This is a genomic window from Pseudoalteromonas sp. '520P1 No. 423', from assembly GCF_001269985.1.
In the GTDB taxonomy this organism is placed as follows: domain Bacteria; phylum Pseudomonadota; class Gammaproteobacteria; order Enterobacterales; family Alteromonadaceae; genus Pseudoalteromonas.
The window spans coordinates 1,203,511-1,220,873 of sequence record NZ_BBZB01000002.1 but is presented as its reverse complement, the minus strand read 5'-3'; the positions used below and the strand labels follow the sequence as shown (position 1 = coordinate 1,220,873).

Genomic DNA, 17,363 nt, shown 5'->3' with positions numbered 1-17,363 from the left:
ATAGCCTTATGCAACCAATAACACAATTATTATATTTACAAGGTATTGGCAATCAATATACCAGTTATAACGGTGATCAAATCACAATTAGTGATGATGTAAGACGCAGTGTTTTATCAGTATGTGGATATGACCTAGAGGATTTAGATGCCGTCAATCTGGCTAATTTTCAATTAGATGTCGCCCCATGGTTCGATATTATAGGTCAAACAAGCTTTGTTTCTAATTCAGATTTTATTTTGAAAGTACGTGCTAATGCTGCTCAAGTTAAATCTAAAATTTGTTGGAAAATTTATAAAAACGCACATTTAGTGAATTCAAATAGTATTGATATATCGCAGTTAAAAGAAATTGGTAATTATCAATATAATGATCAAGTGTTCCGTGAATTCGCAGTCAAAATTGAAGACATTTCAATTGGGTACTATCAAATTGAAATATCAATAAACGATACCCACAACAGTGGTAAATTAATCGTTTATCCAAATAAAGCTTATTTGAATGACTGTAACCAAGCATGGGGTGTATCCCTGCAATTATATAGCCTTATTGGTGATGATAATTATGGGATAGGTGATTTTAAAGATTTGAAAAGTGTAATTCAGCATTCATCACAACGCGGTGCTGACTATATTTTATTAAATCCATTACACGCATTATTTGATCATGAACCTAATCGGGCAAGTCCATATAGTCCGAGTGATAGATTATGCATTAACCCTTTATATATACATATTCAAGATATTAAAGACTTTAATAATTGTGCTGATGCACAAGCATTAGTTAAATCTGATTTATTATCAACTCAGCTGAAGCAGCAAAAAAGTGAAAGTTACATAGATTATGAATTGGTATTTTCCTTAAAGTATCAAATTTATTACATCTTGTTTCAGTATTTTTTAGAACAGCATAAATTAATTAAATCGCATTATTACAAACAATTCATCAATTTTAAAAATGATACTGACATTAACAGCTATTGTGATTGGGTATGTGCTCAAGAAAACTTAAAAGCGAGTTATAAAGATCCAGAGTTTATTGCTTATTTACAATGGCAAGCCAATATTCAATTTGAGCAGTGCCAACAATTGAGTAAACAAAGTAATATGAGTTTAGGTTTAATACGCGATCTAGCAGTAGGCTGTGCTCAAGACGGTAATGAGTTCAAACAAAATGAAACCATTTTCATCAAAAATGCCAGTATAGGCGCACCACCAGATCCTTGGTCTAATGAAGGACAAAACTGGGGTCTACCACCCATAGAACCGATTAAATTAAAACAGTCAGGTTATAGCCATTACATCAAGCTATTACAATCGAATATGAAAAGCTGTGGCGCACTTAGAATTGATCATGTTATGGCATTATTAAGACTCTGGTGGTGCATTTTAGATAACTCAGAGCAAAACAAAGGGTGTTACGTTTATTATCCATTTGAGCAGATGTTAGCCTTACTCAAACTTGAATCTCACTTAAACCAATGTGAAGTGATTGGCGAAGACTTAGGTATCGTACCAGATGAAATTAAATCAGCATTGAAATCATCTAATATCTATTCAAATTTACTATTTTATTTTGAAAAGAATCATATAGGAGAATTCATCGCTCCAGATGAATTTGAGCCTCATGCCATGCTTATGGTTGCTAATCACGATGTACCAACATTTAAAGCTTGGTGGCAAAAAAGTGATATAAATTTACGCCATTCATTAAATTTATATTCCAGTGCAGATAAATGCCTTGAGGCACTAGCACAACGGCAATCTGAAAAAACCAAACTACTTAATTGGTTAAATCAATATAAAAGCCAATCTGACGTTAAAGAATTAACGTTAGATTCATCACATCAACACATTTATCTCAGCTTACTAATCATTTTAGCACGCACTAAAGTGAAGTTACTCACAGTGCAGCTTGATGATTTGGATGATAACGAGTTGCCCGTAAATATTCCTGGAACAGATAAAGAATACCCTAATTGGCGAAGGCGCTTACACAATAAACCAGAAAAGTTATTTTCAGAAAATACGTTTTTTAAGCAATTAAATCAGGCAAGGAAGCACTATGAGTGAAGCAATGTTAATAACATCTCAGGTATATAAACCTGATTATGATACACAAGTATCTGCTTTAAACTTAGGGGTATTTAGTGATCCTTTTTCGTTTTTAGGCGTACACAAGTTTAATGAAGATCAATATGTACTTAGGTGTTACATACCAGGTGCAACTAAAGTTTTTTATGAGACTAGTAAATGCAAATCAGCTTATAGCAGATATAAAAATACAGACTTATTTACTTTGATTTTAAATAAATCTCTTTTTAGTCAGCATTATAAACTCAATATTAATTATCCATTGTCTAATGAAATACATTCTGATGTTTATACATTTGAATCTACATTAGATTTAAATGCCATGTATTTATTTAATGAAGGCACATTAGAACAGGCATATCAACACTTAGGTGCGCATTGGCAAACACTAGAACAACAAATTGGTGTTAGGTTTACTTTATGGGCACCCAATGCAAAAAGTGTCAGTTTAATTGGTGATTTTAACCATTGGAATAATAAGCGTCACCTAATGAGAAAACATCCAGCATGCGGAGTTTGGGAAATTTTTATTCCTGATATTAGTGAAGGACAAAGCTATAAATTTAGTATTGTAACTGCACAAGGCGATAGATTAGAAAAATCTGACCCTTTTGCATTTTCAATGCAAATACCTTCAGACACCGCATCTGTAGTGCCTGAACAACAAGCATTAACTGGTTGCAATAAAACTCCCAAAGACATTAATGATCTGCAATATGCCAGAGAATTACGTAATGCAGTTGATAAACCAATTAGCATATACGAAGTACACGCTGGTTCTTGGCAACATGATACTCAAAAACTTGAACAGGGTTTAAAGGGCTACCTTAGCTACCAGCAATTATCAGAAAAACTGGTGCCTTATGTAAAATCTCTTGGATTTACTCATATTCAGTTAATGCCAATTAGTGAATTTCCATTTGATGGTTCGTGGGGATACCAGCCAGTTGGCATGTATGCACCTACAAGTCGTTTTGGCAGTGTTGCTGATTTTCAAAATTTAGTTGATGCCTGTCACGAACATAATATTGGATTATTAATAGATTGGGTACCCGGACATTTTCCTTCTGATCCCCACGGTTTAGCTAAATTCGATGGCTCTCACCTATTTGAACATGCAGATAAACGTCAAGGATTCCATCCTGATTGGAATACCCATATCTATAATTATGGTCGAGCTGAAATACAGAGCTTTTTAATTTCTAATGCAATGTTTTGGTTTGATAACTTTGCAATTGATGGTTTAAGGGTTGATGCTGTCGCTTCTATGCTTTATCTAGATTACAGCAGAGAGTCAGGAGAATGGATCCCGAATCAATATGGCGGTCGTGAAAACCTAGAAGCCATTGAATTATTAAAACAAGTTAACCAAAGATGTTATGGCAACTATCCAGGGATCATGATGGCAGCAGAAGAGTCTACAGCATGGCCTGGTGTCACACAGTTTGTTGAACATGGTGGTTTAGGCTTTGGTTATAAGTGGAATATGGGCTGGATGAATGACAGTCTCAACTATATGTCAAAAGATCCTATCTATCGCGCACATCATCATAATGAAATGACTTTTTCTCTCATCTATGCATTTAGTGAAAACTATATCTTGCCGCTTTCACATGATGAAGTGGTACATGGTAAAGGTTCTTTAATTAATAAAATGCCCGGAGATGATTGGCAGAAGTTTGCCAATTTACGTGCATATTATGCATTTATGTGGGCACATCCAGGTAAAAAATTATTATTTATGGGCGGAGAGTTTGCTCAATACAATGAATGGGATCATGACTCATCCCTTGATTGGCATTTATTAGAGTTTGAACCACATAAAGGCATGCAACAGTTGATCAAAAACCTAAATGCTGTTTATCAAGATCACAAACCTTTGTACCAGTTAGACAATAAACAAGAAGGCTTTAAATGGATAGATGGTGGCAATGCCGGTCAAAGTATATTTAGCTTTATTCGTTTTGCACAAAATTTGGATGATCATATCGTTGTGATCAGTAATATGACACCTGATACTCACCAAAACTTTAGAATTGGCGTACCAAGTAAGTGTGAATATGAAGTAATACTCAATACCGACGCAAGTGAATATTGGGGATCTGATTTTAGTAAACAATCACGATACAAACCTCAACTAATTCAATGGCAAGGTTTTGAGAATAGCATTTATTTAGACATACCGCCTTTAGCTACCTTGTATTTAAAAAGAGTAGATTAATGCCAATAGATTATGAGTTAAAACCTGGGTTAATTTTCCCTTTAGGTTCATCAGTTATATCAAGCAGTGAAGTCGATAAATACAGTATTAATTTTGCTGTATTTTCCAGTTCAGCTCAAGCAATACAACTTTGTTTATTTGATGAAAATGGTACTCATGAAATTGGGCGCTTTGAGCTATTTAAAGGCGAGGGCCATGTTTGGCATGGTCAAATAGATTACTTACCTAAAGATCAGTTATACGGTTACCGCTTAACAGGTGAGTTTAATCCTGAGCAAGGCCTTAGGTTTAATCCAAATAATCTATTGATCGACCCTTATGCGAAGGCGTTATTTGGCGAGTTTACACCAGCAACAGCTTTTGATTTTATTTTAAACTCAAATGAAAATTCAGATAGTGACTTGGGTGAAGCCTACAATCACAACAACACAACAGAAGAAATTAATAATTTAGATACAGCCGCATATATGCCCAAGTCTCAAGTATCGAATATTAAGGCTTATACAGGCAAAAAACCTTGTATTCCTTGGCATGATACTGTGATTTATGAATGCCATGTTAAAGGGGCAACTAAAAATAATACCTTAATTAATGAGTTACATAGAGGTAAATTTTTAGGACTCGCAGAACCGGCATTTATCGCACATTTGAAGAACTTAGGCATTACAACCCTAGAGTTGCTACCTGTACATCAATTTATCAGTGAACGTTTTTTACAAGATAAAAACCTAACTAATTACTGGGGCTATAATAGTTTAAACTTTTTCACACCTCATAATGCATATTTGACTCACGGTAATATCATAGAGTTTCAAACTATGGTTGCTCAACTACATAAACATAATATTGAAGTTATATTAGATGTTGTTTTTAATCATACAGCAGAAGGGAATCATCATGGTCCTACTTTATGTTTTAAAGGTTTTGATAACCCAAGTTATTACCGATTAGATCCCATTAATCTCGCTACATATATTAATGATACTGGTTGCGGTAATACAATTAACATCAGTCATCCTATGACATTAAAATTGATATTAGATAGTTTAAGATATTGGGTTGAAATCATGGGCGTTGATGGCTTTAGATTTGACTTAGCGCCCATACTTGGACGTGATCCTTCAGGATTTAAAACGCACCACACATTTTTTCAATCTATCAATCAAGATCCTATTTTAAGCCAAGTGAAATTAATTGCAGAACCTTGGGATATTGGCCCTGGCGGCTACCAACTTGGTAACTTTCCCTCTGATTGGCGAGAGTGGAATGACAAATATCGCGATGTAGTTCGTCGTTTCTGGCGTTCCGATCTTGGTTTACTGCCTGAGTTTGCTTTACGTTTTCATGGCTCAAATGATTTATTCGAACACTCTGGTCGAAATTCTAGTGCAAGTATTAATTTTATTAGTGCCCATGATGGTTTTACATTAAAAGATCTTGTAAGTTTTAATGAAAAGCATAATGAAGCCAATGGGGAGGAGAATAGGGATGGCCATAGTGAAAACTACAGCTTTAATTTTGGCATAGAGGGTCCTACTGATGAACTTGATATCAAAGCAAAAAGGTTAAAACAACAAAAAAATATTCTACTGACGCTGTTATTTTCTCAAGGCGTTCCTATGATATGTGCAGGTACTGAAAGTGAACACTCTCAACATGGTAATAACAATGCTTATTGCCAAGATAATGATATTAGTTGGCTTGCAGATCAAAATATCTACCAAAAATCACCTTTATATCGCTTTATAAGCCAAGCTTTATCTTTAAGAAAACAGTTTAAAGTGTTTCAGCAAACACGCTTTATTCACCAAAATGATAGTGAATTTGAACTTATTTGGCTTAATAAAGCGGGGTCTGCGATGACCGAAAATGACTGGCAGCTCGAAGATAACCATATTTTAGGCTATATGATTTCGAATAAGTCTCATAAAAATAACTTTGATGTATTACTGATTATATTTAATGCTTCACAAACTGACTGTTCGTTTCAATTACCAAACATCCAAATAACAAGCCCGTGGCAAGTCCGTTTAAATACCTTGTCTTCACCTAATTTAAATGAAATGTATACCTCAGAGCAGAGCATACTGATTGGCGCTCAAACAGCTTGGGTATTGTCTACAACGAAAGAAGGAACATTGAGTGAGTAGTGAAAATATTTCTAGTTTAAGGGATCTTCAAGAAGGACCAGTTATAGATGAAAATACCTTACATGATGACTTAACAAGACATTTTTATTATACCTTAGGACGAGATCGCGTTGGTAAATCTCATTTATATTTATATAACGCATTAGCATTAACAATCCGAGATAGGCTGATTGCACGATGTCGACAAACAAGACAAAGCCTAATTAATAAACCAACAAAACAAGTGGCTTATTTATCATTAGAATTTTTGATGGGTAGGGCATTAGGCAATGCCGTATTAAATTTAGAGCTTGATGAGAGTGTTAAAAAAGCTTTAGAACAATACTCAAGTACCTTAGAAGAAGTATCTGACGCAGAACACGATGCTGGATTAGGTAATGGGGGCCTAGGTCGATTAGCCGCATGTTTTTTAGATAGCTGCGCAAGTTTAGCCTTGCCTGTGACTGGTTATGGGATCCGATACGAATATGGCATGTTTAACCAGAGCATAGAAAATGGCCATCAAGTTGAGCACCCTGATAACTGGTTAAGGGAAGGCCACCCTTGGGAAATATCAGCACCTGAACATACCAGGAGAATAAAATTCTTTGGCCATGTAGAAATATATCAGGATAAAAAAGGTCGCAAACATCATCAGTGGTTAGGTACCGAAGATGTACTCGCTGTGCCTTATGACGTGCCCATTCCAGGTTATAAAAATGATGTAGTAAACACATTAAGACTTTGGAAAGCAGAAGCAACTGATGAGTTTGATTTAGATGAGTTTAATGCAGGGAGTTACACTGACGCTGTCGCACATAAAAATTTAGCTGAGCAAATCACTATGGTGTTATATCCAAATGATGCCAGTGAAAATGGTAAAGAGCTAAGATTACGCCAGCAATACTTTTTAACGTCAGCAAGTTTACAAGATATTTTAGCTGACTGGGTTGCTCGATTTGGTGAAGACTTTGCTGACTTTGCACAAAATAATGTTTTTCAACTTAATGATACACATCCAAGTATCGCAGTTGCTGAGCTTATGCGGTTATTAATCGACGATTATGATGTGGATTGGGACCGAGCTTGGTCAATCACCACAAAAACCATGGCTTATACAAACCATACTTTGTTGCCTGAAGCGCTAGAAAAATGGTCAGTGCCATTATTTAAAAACTTATTACCTAGATTATTAGAGATTATTTATGAAATAAACGCGCGATTTTTATTAGAAGTGGCATGTAAATGGCCTGGCGATATAAACAAACAAAGAAATATGTCTTTAATTGAAGAGGGAGAAGTTCCTCAGATCCGTATGGCGTATCTGGCTATTGTAGGCAGCTTTTCGGTAAATGGTGTAGCTGCATTACATACCCAATTACTCACTAAAGGTTTATTTAATGACTTTTACCAGCTGTGGCCAACTAAGTTTAATAATAAAACCAATGGTGTTACCCCTAGGCGTTGGCTATCTCATTGTAATGAAAATCTCGCTAAATTAATTTCTAAAAATATTGGTGATGATTGGATCCGAGATTTTTCAAAGGTAAAACAAATACGCAGATTTTTTGATAATAACGCTTTTCAAAAACAATGGCAGCAAGTGAAGTTTGATAATAAACAAAAGCTAGTTGCCTTAGTTAAACGAGATTGCAATGTCGAGTTTGATGCCAACATGATGTTTGATGTTCAAGTAAAGCGGATACATGAATATAAACGACAATTGCTCAATGTTTTGCATGTGATCCATTTATATGAGCGTATACGTAAAGGCGATACAAAAACGCTCACACCAAGATGTGTATTGTTTGGCGGTAAAGCTGCGCCTGGCTATTTTATCGCAAAGTTAATTATTAAGCTTATTAATAATGTAGCGCAAACAATTAATGCAGATCCTCTTGCTAAGCCATATCTAAGAGTTGCTTTTTTACCTAATTACAATGTTACAGCCATGGAAACCATTTGTCCTGCGACTGATCTATCTGAGCAAATTTCAACAACGGGTAAAGAAGCGTCAGGGACAGGCAATATGAAATTTATGATGAATGGGGCTATCACCATTGGCACTTTAGATGGTGCCAACATTGAAATTAAGCAGGCTGTTGGTGATGATAATTTCTTTTTATTTGGTGCAAAATCAGAGCAACTCAAAGATATAAGAGCAAACTATGATCCGAATAGCATTATCGAAAACTCACCGGATTTAAAAGAAGTCATCACATTAATAGAGTCTGGACATTTTAATTTATTTGAACCTGGTTTATTTCAACCTTTACTTGATTCAATCAAAAGTCCAACTGATGAATGGCTAGTAGCATATGACTTTGAAAGTTATGTAAAAGCTCAGCATATGGCAGAGTTGGCATATCAAGATAAAACCCATTGGACTCGCTTGAGCATTTTAAATACTGCAGCAAGTGGCTCATTTTCAAGTGATCGCACAATTAACGAATATAGCCAGGACATCTGGCAACTGAAAAACATTTAAATACTTACGGAGAAGTTAAAAATGCCAAATTATGAAAATCGTTATATTAGTAACTTAACTAGAGAAACATATGCCTTAATTTTAGCTGGTGGTCGTGGTTCACGTTTACATGAACTCACTGATTGGCGTGCTAAACCCGCTGTATATTTTGGTGGTAAGTTCAGGATCATTGATTTCCCACTATCAAATTGTATTAACTCAGGAATACGAAGAGTAGGGATTGCCACACAATATAAATCTCACTCTTTAATACGTCATGTTAATCGTGCTTGGGGTCATTTTAAAAAAGAACTGGGTGAATCAGTTGAAATTTTACCTGCATCTCAAAGATATGGTGATGATTGGTACTGTGGTACTGCTGATGCTGTTTTTCAAAATATGGATATTATTCGTCATGAGTTACCAAAATACGTGATGATATTATCTGGCGATCATGTTTATAGAATGGATTACGGTGCTTTAATTGCAAAACACGTTGAAACTAATGCTGATATGACAGTGTGTTGCATCGAAACTGATGTGGAAGAGGCTGCAGATACTTTTGGCGTAATGACAGTTGATAAACAAAACCGCGTAAAACGTTTTGATGAAAAACCAACTAGTCCAACTTCTATTCCTGGAAAACCAGGTACATGTTTAGCGTCAATGGGAAATTATGTATTTAATACTGAGTTTTTATTTGAGCAACTAAAAAAAGATGCACAAAGAGAAGGTTCAGGTAGAGATTTTGGCCATGATATCATTCCAGCAATTATAGAAGAGCATAATGTATTTGCATTCCCATTTAGTGATCCTGGCCATGAAGGTCAACCTTATTGGCGTGATGTTGGTACATTAGATTCATTTTGGGAAGCGAATATGGAGCTTGCTTCTCCTGAACCTCAACTAGACCTATACGATGCAAACTGGCCAATTTGGACATACCAAGAACAATTAGCACCCGCTAAATTTGTATTTGATGATGACGAAAGGCGCGGAATGGCTGTAGATTCAACTGTTTCTGGTGGTTGTATTATATCTGGCGCAACAGTTAGAAAATCTTTATTATTTTCAAATGTGCATGTGCATTCTTTTTGTGAGATTAATGAAAGTGTTATTTTACCAGCAGCTATAATTGGTCGAAATTGTAAAATTAAACGTGCCATTATAGATAGAAGTTGTGAAATTCCTGATAATTTAGAAATAGGCTATGACCTAGATCAAGATATTAAAAATGGTTTTAGAGTTTCAAAAAAAGGCATTGTTTTAGTTACCAGAGATATGCTTATCGCTTTAGAGAAAAAACAACAATCTACACAAAATATTGAACAAGTAGCTGAATTAGCTTAAGGAATATCAAGGATATGCGAATATTAATGGTCGCGGCAGAAAATGATGCGATTAAAGGTGCGAAGGTTGGTGGTGTTGCTGATGTAGTAAGAGATATACCGCAAGCACTTGCCAATCTTGGCAATGACTTAGATGTAATTATTCCTGATTATGGAAATTACACTCATATTTACGAATCAAATAAGTTAGCAACCTTTTATGTGCCATTTTCAGGTCACCATGAAGAAATTACTTTACATGAAATATTCACAGGCAAGGGGGAGCTAGCTGTAAGACAACTCATTCTAAGCCACCCTTTATTTACTTCTGGTGGCATAGGGCGTGTTTATTTAGATGATCCCTCTGATAGACCGTTTTCATCAGATGCAACAAAATATGCTTTATTTTGCGCCGCTGTTGCACAAGGTATTTATGAGCAACATATAATAATGCCAGATGTATTACACCTTCATGATTGGCATAGTGCACTTGTTGCTGTTTTATGTGAATACAACGAAAAATATCATGAACTGAAACAAATACATACGGTTTACACAGTACACAATCTCGCTTTACAGGGGATCCGTCCTTTTAAACATGATGAATCAAGTTTAGAACATTGGTTTTCATCTTTATCATATGATGGTCAACTAATATGCGATCCAAGATACCCTCATTGTTTTAATCCAATGCGTGCAGCAATTAATTTGGCAGATAAAGTGCATCTAGTTTCACCTACATACGCTTTAGAAGTGTTAGAACAAAGTAATTTTAATCAAGGTTTTTTTGGTGGTGAAGGGTTAGAGCTAGATCTGAAAAAAGCCTCACTTAATGACAAAGTGGTGGGTATTTTAAATGGCTGTGATTATCAAAATATACCAAATGTTAAAGTATCAAATGAAACGCTATTAAAATCCGCTAAAAGCGCTGTATTAGCTTGGATGTCAATAGAACCACATTTAAAAAGTGTTCACTATATAGCAAGTGAGCGTATAAATGACTGGCTTAATCGCGGTACTTTTGATGGCCCATTAATTACTAGTATTGGTCGATTAACAGATCAAAAAGTGCTTTTATTAAGACAAAATATCGGTAGCCCTGACACTTTTTCACAAATATTACGTCATCTAGATGCCAGTGAAGGCAAAATGATTATTCTAGGTTCAGGGGATAAACAAATTGAACTGGAATTAACTCAGCTTATGGCAAAACACGATAACTTTCTATTTTTGAATGGTTATGGTCAAAACTTAAGTGACGCACTATATCAATTAGGGGATATATTTTTAATGCCAAGCTCATTTGAGCCATGTGGGATCAGCCAAATGTTAGCATTAAGAGCCGGGCAACCTTGTTTAGTTCATTCAGTAGGCGGACTTAAAGATACTGTTAAACATTTAGAAAATGGTTTTTGTTTTAATGGCAATTCGATTATTGAACAGCAAAATAATTTAGTAACTGCTTTTAATCAGGCATTATATATTTTTAAATCAAAGCCTTCTCAATGGAAAAAAATTGTAAAAAACGCTAAACAATCAAGGTTTAATTGGCAAGATAGTGCACAGATGTATTTAGAAAAACTTTATTAAATCTTAATTTTAATAATACAGACGTTATAAATTATGATATCTGTATTATTTAATTAGAGGCATAAAATAATTATAAATCAGTCTATAATTTCATAATAAACAGTTACTAAATTAGAATTTAATTGAACCAAGAACTTAACGCACAGCTCATATCTAACTGAAATGCCACCTTAACTGTTATTGCACAATTGATGGATATTCCTGTTGTACTGGTAATGTCGTTAAATGGAAATCAGATTCAAGTTTTTTCTAAAAATAATTCAGCATTATTAATTGATGATTATAAAGATATTTCTATTGCACAAAATGAAGGTATTCTCACTGAATATAATATTGCAGATTTAATATCAAATTGCTTAAAAACAAAAGAAAACCAAATTACCGCTTTGAATATCACAATTAAACTCAAATGTGATACCAGCTTAATATTCAAAACATGTAATAACTTATTTTCACAAGTTTTGACACATTAAATCAATAATACATTAGTACATGCATTTGAACCTGAGACTAATAATAGAGTTATTAATATAGAGGCGATACAAGCTCACTCTCATTTGCAATTAGCCTATACAGGTAATGTCGGCGCAATAACCGCCAATATTCGAGATAAAATATTCAATCCTTTTTTTACTACCGATATGAAAAAAGGGCATGGCTTAGGGCTAAGCATTGTTGAAAAAATAATTTCCTTACAGCTCAATGGAAAAATAGAGTTAGTTCATACATCTCATGGTTCATCTTTTGAAATTTTATTGCCTAAATAATATCAACGGTTTAATATTTTTATGTGTTTGTGGTTAAACCTGTTAAAATCCCTGAATTCTATTTAGGCATTTTAAAGACCTAAACACTATTGAGAACACATAAATGACAAATAACGATCTACTTTTTAAAATTCACACAATCTTTGATCATACAACCGAGGAAATGCTTGAAATATTTTCCTTGGCTAGCCAAGAAGTAACGGCTGAACAATTAAACGCATGGATTTTAAAATCAGAAGAAGAAACGTCTGAACCACTAGATGATAAAAGTTTAGAAACATTTCTTAATGGTTATATTGTTTTTAAACGTGGCCCGAGTGAAAAAGGTCTACCAGCATTATCAGCTAAACTTAATAACAACATCATTTTAACTAAATTAAAAATAGCCCTTAATTTAAAAGCGGAAGATTTAATTGCGCATTTTCAAATCGCGGGATTAGAATTAAGTAAACATGAAATCAGTGCTTTTTTCAGGAAGCCTGCAAACAAACATTATAAAAAATGTACAGCTCAAACCTTAGCTTGTTTTATGAAAGGCGTTACATTAAAGAACTCAACTAAATAGATCCTATTTTATTTAGCTACCATTTAAAATTCAAGGCTGCTACTAAGGTGGTCTTGAATTAAACCACTGACAATAAATACATGGTCTAAATATGCAATAGCTACGGTGTCTACATGGATACTTAGATTTAATCTGAAACTATAACGCTATACTCTTAAGTTTGTCCTAATTTAGATTAGCCCATTACCTTAACTAAATTGAAATTAGTACAATATTCACCTTCTCTTGCATCACTCATAAAAATGTTATTTTGCACCCATTTTTATTTCATAATACTCAACAATTAATCTTATAAATTAAAACCTGTCAGCAATTTAGGTTAAATTGTAAATATAAAGTTGCATCAATATTAAATATTGTATACATTATCCATGTTGTACCTTTTATCTTTGCCATAATTTTAACTCTCGCTGTAAAGGCTTAATGGAGTTAACCTGGGTCATATTGTTGAATTTAGCATAATGATATTTGGTCTATGTCTGCTTAAAAGCAAACGTAAGTGCAACATTTATAAAAATAAATTAATTAGCACTAGGGAAAACCCATGTCTTATATGAATAATGCAACTAAGTTAATGTCAGCTTTACTCGCATTAACCAGTGTTTCTGCAATGGCCGGTTCAAACCAGTTAAGCATTAATACACTTAAAAAACAGTTAAACTCAACGCAACACACAAAAAACCAGCAAGGTAACGTATGTGGCACAGATACAAACTTGCAAGACTGGAATCAAATTCAAAAAAACAATAAGTTTCAACTTGAAAACAAATTAAGTAAAGCGAATGCTGTTTTACAAAAACTATCAAATAGCAGTGCAGATATACAAGCTGCAGCTGGTAATGGAATCGCCGGTCGCTATTACATACCTGTTGTATTTCATGTTTATGGTAATGAATTCAACTGTACTGACGAAAGTGCAATGTGTTTAACAGAAGCTAAGATTTTAGATGGTCTAAATAGAACAAATGAAGATTTTCTTGGTACAAATACACTTGATGGTCCGATTGCAGCAGAGTTTCAGGCGATCCGTGATAATTTAAACATTGAGTTTGTATTAGCTAAAAAAGATCCAAATGGTAACCCTACTAACGGTATTGTGCGTCATGGTGCAAAATCTGGATATGGTGACGGTTCAAAATTTGATAGTGAGATCTCTGCAGATGCATGGGATAACTTCAAATATATGAATATTTATATTCAGCAAGATTTATATAATGATGGCACAACAAGTAGCTCGGGTGTTGCATGGTATCCAGAATTAAACATGTCTCAAGCAGGCTTGTCACGTGTTGTGTATAACGGCAATTTCCTAGGTAAAAATTCAAGCGAAAACTTCCGCTCTGTATTTACCCATGAATTTGGTCATTGGTTAAACTTACCTCATACTTTTGACGGCGATGTTTGTTCTGTCCATCAAGAAGCATTTTGTGCAGCAACAGGTGATAATAACTGTGATACACCACAAATGAGCAGCAGTATTTTACAAAACAATGCACTTAACTGTTTGGGTCAGCCGACAAATACAGAAAACTTTATGCACTATTCTGATAACTATGCCATGTATACAGCTGGTCAGGTTCAAAGAATGACTGCGGCATTACATGGTCCTGCTCGTGCAACTTTATGGTCAAATGAAAACTTAATCGCGACAGGTTTATCTGACTTAACAAGTACAGCTGATCATTATTGGGATGGTTCTGGATTAGATATTGCGCCTACAGGGTCTTTAATTACTGAGGTTACTAATTTATCTGCGGCTAAAGGCAATGTTGATAATCATGTTGTAAATATTCCAAGTGGCACAGAAGCAGTTGCATTTTACTTAGATGGATATACAGAAGATCCTGATATGTATGTATCAAAAGGTAGTGTACCTGCTAAAAATGGTGATACTTGGACTGCTGATTATATTTCATTCAAATCTAAAGGTGTGCCAGAGCTAGTTACTGTTTCTGCACCATCATCAACTCTTGAATATAACACTACGGTAGATGCTTTTACTGCTTACTCTAATGCACGTTTACAAATTTTAGCGGTAGATGATGAGACTTTATGTAATGGTTGCGAGAGAGTATTTTTAGCTGAAGAAACAAACCTAAGCGCAAAAAAAGGTGACGCTGTAAAAACTTATCAATATCAAGTTCCTTCAGATGCAACAAGAACTGTTGTTGTTATTGCAGGGGGTTATACGGGTGATCCTGATATGTATGCAAGCATGAATAGTGTTCCAGATACAACAACATTTGATTGTGGGCCATTCAGTGCCCCAAGATTAAGTGAATTTTGTGAGTTAAACGCCGGTGGTGGCGAACTCAATGTGATGATTGAACCATTCTTAGATTACAGCAATGCAACTTTTAGAGTTTATTATGAGCGTTCTTTAGGTTCTGATTTACCTTTAGCCGAAGCAAATGGTGCATATACAGCAATATTGGGACAAAAAGTAATATTTAGTAGCGCAGGTACTACTGATACAAATGGCAGTATTCAAAGTTACTTATGGGATTTTGGTGATGGCAATACAAGTAACCTAGCTAACCCTGAGCATACATATGCTACAACAGGATCATTTACTGCAACCCTTACCGTAATAGATAATGATAGTAACACAGCCTCAGATACTGCAAATGTCATAATACAAGCATCAAATGAAGCGCCTGTAGCACAAATTAATGGTCCATATTCAGCTATTTCAGGTCAAGAAATAACGATGAATAGTAATGGTTCTGTTGATCCCGATGGTGCAATTGTCACGTACCTTTGGCACTTTGGTGATGGTAATACAAGCTCTCAACCAAATCCAAAACATACATATGCAGCTTCAGGTGATTATACAGTTACATTAAGCGTAACTGATAACGGTGGTTTAACTGCTACTGCAACAACAAATGCATCTATCACTGATATTTCTTATTGTTCAGCTTCAGGCAATACAGGATACGAGTGGATAGCTAATGTTTCATCATCAGGTGTTTCACATGCAAGTTCACAAGAAGGCTATGCAGATAATACATCTGTTATTATTCCTATGGTTATTGGAAACAATCCTATTGCATTGACTGCTGGTGGTAACTATACAGAGTATTGGACAGCTTGGGTTGACTTAAATGAAGATGGCACATTCACTAATAATGAAAAATTATTATCAGGTTTATCAGGAAAGAATCAAGTGACAGCTAGTATTACAATGCCAAGTTCTTTGGCTGGTAAATCGGCTCGTATGCGCATAGCAATGAAATATGGCAGTGCTGCAACAAACCCTTGTGGCAACATAGGTGATGGTGAAGTGGAAGATTATACTGTTACAGTAGGATCAGCTACAAACCAGGCTCCTGTTGCAAATGCAAATGGTTCATATACAGCAACATTGGGTGATTCAGTTAACTTTAACGGGTCAGGTTCAACTGATGCTGATGGCTCAATTACCACTTACGCGTGGAACTTTGGTGATACAAACTCATCAGATAATACAAGTGCCGCTATCAATCCGACACATACTTATACAAGCGCAGGCAGTTATACTGTCACTTTAACAGTAACTGATAATCAAGGTGCTTCACATACAGATACAGCAGATGTGACTATATCTCCAAAAATACCAACGACTAACTTAGTTGATGCTTGTGCGACTAAAAATGCTGTAACGAGTGGTAGGTTAGAAAATGGTGTTGCGGCATGTTTAGGTAATGCTTCAACCATGTGGTTTAGTATCCCTGAAGTAAATAATCATCAAAAGATTGCTATCACAACAGGTCATGGTCAAGGTAATCTAGATATTTTATATAAAAATGGTGGCTGGCCAAGTACTAATAGTAACGATGCTTCGGCATCTGGTTCAACAACAACGTGTATCGATGTTGCAGCAGGCACTAACTATTGGTCTTATTTAAAAGTATCAGGAGGGGCATCTGGTTCAACGATTATTGTTGATATGGATGCTGCTGGCTGTCGATAAAATAAGTCATTAAGTAAAATATTGTTTTTACAAATGGGTAACTTAGGTTATCCATTTTTTTAAACCGTTAGATCTGAAATACTTTGACGACATAATATCCTGCAAAGCACTAATTTATCGGTAATATGCAATTGCGCCCCCATTTCTTTTACCATCCCTTTACTTATACCTAAAGGAGAAAATCAGACACCCACCAGATCTTCAGATAATAGAAATTCAGTATTGATACGGATATATATCGCTTTTGA

General features: G+C 35.0%; 10 protein-coding genes. All 10 read left to right on the top strand.

All coding sequences use genetic code 11. The features are described from left to right. The first annotated feature begins 8 nt into the window (after positions 1-8). The 10 genes from malQ to PSA_RS23725 all read left to right on the top strand — a co-directional run bounded on the left by malQ (position 9) and on the right by PSA_RS23725 (position 17,115). Positions 9-2,072 carry a 4-alpha-glucanotransferase gene (gene malQ / locus PSA_RS23770; protein ID WP_042145245.1) on the top strand — a complete coding sequence of 688 codons (2,064 nt, stop codon included), beginning with the start codon at positions 9-11 and terminating at the stop codon, positions 2,070-2,072. Further along, positions 2,065-4,314, top strand: a complete 2,250-nt coding sequence (gene glgB, locus PSA_RS23765; RefSeq protein ID WP_042145243.1) for a 1,4-alpha-glucan branching protein GlgB — start codon at positions 2,065-2,067, stop codon at positions 4,312-4,314. The genes malQ and glgB overlap by 8 nt, the downstream gene beginning before the upstream one ends. Continuing rightward, positions 4,314-6,464 carry a glycogen debranching protein GlgX gene (gene glgX / locus PSA_RS23760; protein WP_042145241.1) on the top strand — a complete coding sequence of 717 codons (2,151 nt, stop codon included), beginning with the start codon at positions 4,314-4,316 and terminating at the stop codon, positions 6,462-6,464. Before glgB ends, glgX begins: the two co-directional genes overlap by 1 nt. Continuing rightward, positions 6,457-8,931, top strand: a complete 2,475-nt coding sequence (locus PSA_RS23755; RefSeq protein WP_042145238.1) for a glycogen/starch/alpha-glucan phosphorylase — start codon at positions 6,457-6,459, stop codon at positions 8,929-8,931. The genes glgX and PSA_RS23755 overlap by 8 nt, the downstream gene beginning before the upstream one ends. A gap of 21 nt (positions 8,932-8,952) precedes the next feature. Next, positions 8,953-10,260, top strand: a complete 1,308-nt coding sequence (gene glgC, locus PSA_RS23750; RefSeq protein ID WP_042145235.1) for a glucose-1-phosphate adenylyltransferase — start codon at positions 8,953-8,955, stop codon at positions 10,258-10,260. Between the two features lie 14 nt (positions 10,261-10,274). Next, entirely contained in the window at positions 10,275-11,828 is a 1,554-nt protein-coding gene (locus PSA_RS23745) for a glycogen synthase (RefSeq protein WP_042145234.1), read from the top strand. 191 nt (positions 11,829-12,019) lie between these two features. Beyond that, positions 12,020-12,301 (top strand): hypothetical protein, encoded by a 282-nt coding sequence (locus PSA_RS23740; protein ID WP_059365076.1) that lies wholly within the window; start codon positions 12,020-12,022, stop codon positions 12,299-12,301. After that, positions 12,302-12,595: an ATP-binding protein gene (locus PSA_RS23735; protein WP_082305892.1), complete on the top strand. Its 294-nt coding sequence runs from the start codon at positions 12,302-12,304 to the stop codon at positions 12,593-12,595. It abuts the gene before it with no gap. A gap of 103 nt (positions 12,596-12,698) precedes the next feature. Further along, positions 12,699-13,160 (top strand): DUF1456 family protein, encoded by a 462-nt coding sequence (locus PSA_RS23730; RefSeq protein ID WP_042145228.1) that lies wholly within the window; start codon positions 12,699-12,701, stop codon positions 13,158-13,160. A gap of 544 nt (positions 13,161-13,704) precedes the next feature. After that, a complete protein-coding gene (locus PSA_RS23725; RefSeq protein WP_052379969.1) occupies positions 13,705-17,115 on the top strand; it encodes a PKD domain-containing protein in 3,411 nt (1,136 codons plus the stop codon). The last annotated feature ends 248 nt before the right edge of the window (positions 17,116-17,363 follow it).

Excerpts from the sequence above, each read along its gene's own strand:
- PSA_RS23725 (WP_052379969.1), top strand. The coding sequence starts at position 13,705 with ATGTCTTATATGAATAATGCAACTAAGTTAATGTCAGCTTTACTCGCA.
- PSA_RS23740 (WP_059365076.1), top strand. The coding sequence starts at position 12,020 with ATGGATATTCCTGTTGTACTGGTAATGTCGTTAAATGGAAATCAGATT.
- PSA_RS23730 (WP_042145228.1), top strand. The coding sequence starts at position 12,699 with ATGACAAATAACGATCTACTTTTTAAAATTCACACAATCTTTGATCAT.
- glgX (WP_042145241.1), top strand. The coding sequence starts at position 4,314 with ATGCCAATAGATTATGAGTTAAAACCTGGGTTAATTTTCCCTTTAGGT.
- glgC (WP_042145235.1), top strand. The coding sequence starts at position 8,953 with ATGCCAAATTATGAAAATCGTTATATTAGTAACTTAACTAGAGAAACA.
- glgB (WP_042145243.1), top strand. The coding sequence starts at position 2,065 with ATGAGTGAAGCAATGTTAATAACATCTCAGGTATATAAACCTGATTAT.
- malQ (WP_042145245.1), top strand. The coding sequence starts at position 9 with ATGCAACCAATAACACAATTATTATATTTACAAGGTATTGGCAATCAA.
- PSA_RS23745 (WP_042145234.1), top strand. The coding sequence starts at position 10,275 with ATGCGAATATTAATGGTCGCGGCAGAAAATGATGCGATTAAAGGTGCG.